A 1,638-nucleotide genomic window follows, 5' to 3' on the forward strand; every position below is an offset into this window, starting at 1 on the left:
CTCCAGCGCCTTCTGCCAGGCCCGCCCCCACCACGTGTGCGCGAACCCGCGGCCCTGGCTCGGCGGCAGCGCCTCGAAGGTCATCTCCTCCTGCTCGGTCATCACTCGCCCCCTCGCGGCCCGGCCAGCCGGACCAGCTCCGCCAGTTGCCCGTCGGACAGTTCGGTGATCGCGGCCTCGCCGCCGCCGAGGACGGCGTCCGCGAGGCCCTGCTTGTGCTGGAGCATCTGCGCGATGCGGTCCTCGATGGTGCCCTCGGCGATCAGCCGGTGGACCTGCACGGGCTGCGTCTGCCCGATGCGGTACGCGCGGTCGGTGGCCTGCGCCTCGACGGCGGGGTTCCACCAGCGGTCGTAGTGCACGACGTGGCCCGCGCGGGTGAGGTTCAGGCCGGTGCCGGCGGCCTTCAGCGAGAGCAGGAAGACCGGCACCTCGCCGTCCTGGAAGCGCCGTACCAGCTCCTCGCGGGCCGGTACCGGCGTGCCGCCGTGCAGCAGTTGGGCCGGGACGCCGCGCGCCGCGAGGTGCGCCTGGAGCAGCCGGGCCATCTGTACGTACTGGGTGAAGACCAGTGCGCTGCCGTCCTCGGCGAGGATCACCTCAAGCAGCTCGTCGAGGAGTTCGAGCTTCCCCGAGCGGCCGGGGATGCGCGGGCTGTCCTCCTTCAGATACTGGGCGGGGTGGTTGCAGATCTGCTTCAGCGCGGTCATCAGTTTCAGGATCAGCCCGCGCCTGGCCATGGCGTCCGCCTCGGCGATCGCGGCGAGCGTCTCGCGCACCACCGCCTCGTAGAGCCCGGCCTGTTCGGCCGTCAGCGCCACCGCCCGGTCCGTCTCGGTCTTGCGCGGCAGCTCCGGCGCGATGCCCGGGTCGGACTTGCGGCGGCGCAGCAGGAAGGGGCGGACGAGCCGCGCCAGCCGCTCCGCGGCGTCGGCGTCCGCGCCGGATTCGGCGGCGTCGGCGTAGCGCGTACGGAAGCGGCGGAGCGGACCGAGCAGCCCGGGAGTCGTCCAGTCGAGGATGGCCCACAGCTCGGAGAGGTTGTTCTCCACCGGCGTGCCGGTCAGCGCGACGCGCGCCTTGGACGGCACGGTGCGCAGCGCCCTGGCGGTCGCGGAGAAGGGGTTCTTGACGTGCTGCGCCTCGTCGGCGACGACGAGCGACCAGCCGGCCGCCGCCAGCCGCTCGGCGTCCAGCCGCATCGTTCCGTACGTCGTGAGCACGAACTCGCCGTCCGCCAGCTCCTCCAGCGACCGGCCGCCGCCGTGGAAGCGGCGCACCGGCGTGCCGGGTGCGAAGCGCTCGATCTCCCGCTGCCAGTTGCCCAGCAGCGAGGCGGGGCAGACCACCAGCGTCGGGCCCGCGGTCTCGTCGTGCTCCTGCCGGTCGAGGTGCAGCGAGATCAGCGTGATGGTCTTGCCCAGGCCCATGTCGTCCGCGAGGCAGCCGCCGAGGCCGAGCGAGGTCATCCGGCGCAGCCAGCCGAGTCCGCGCAGCTGGTAGTCGCGCAGGGTCGCGGCGAGGGCCGCGGGCGGTGCCGCCGGCTCGCTCTCCTCCTCGGGGTCCGCGATGCGCTTGCGCAGCGTGTCGAGCCAGCCGCTCGCGGCCACCTCGACGCGCCCGCCGGGTACGGCCGGG

General features: G+C 73.9%; 1 protein-coding gene. It reads right to left on the reverse strand.

All coding sequences use genetic code 11. The features are described from left to right. Positions 1-101: 101 nt before the first annotated feature. Positions 102-1,638, reverse strand: a 1,537-nt coding sequence (locus H5J30_RS31905; RefSeq protein WP_181791081.1) for a DEAD/DEAH box helicase, incomplete at its 5' end; no start/stop codon positions are given.

Origin of the sequence: Streptomyces phytophilus, assembly GCF_013870535.1 — a bacterium.
Taxonomy (GTDB): Bacteria; Actinomycetota; Actinomycetes; order Streptomycetales; family Streptomycetaceae; genus Streptomyces; species Streptomyces phytophilus.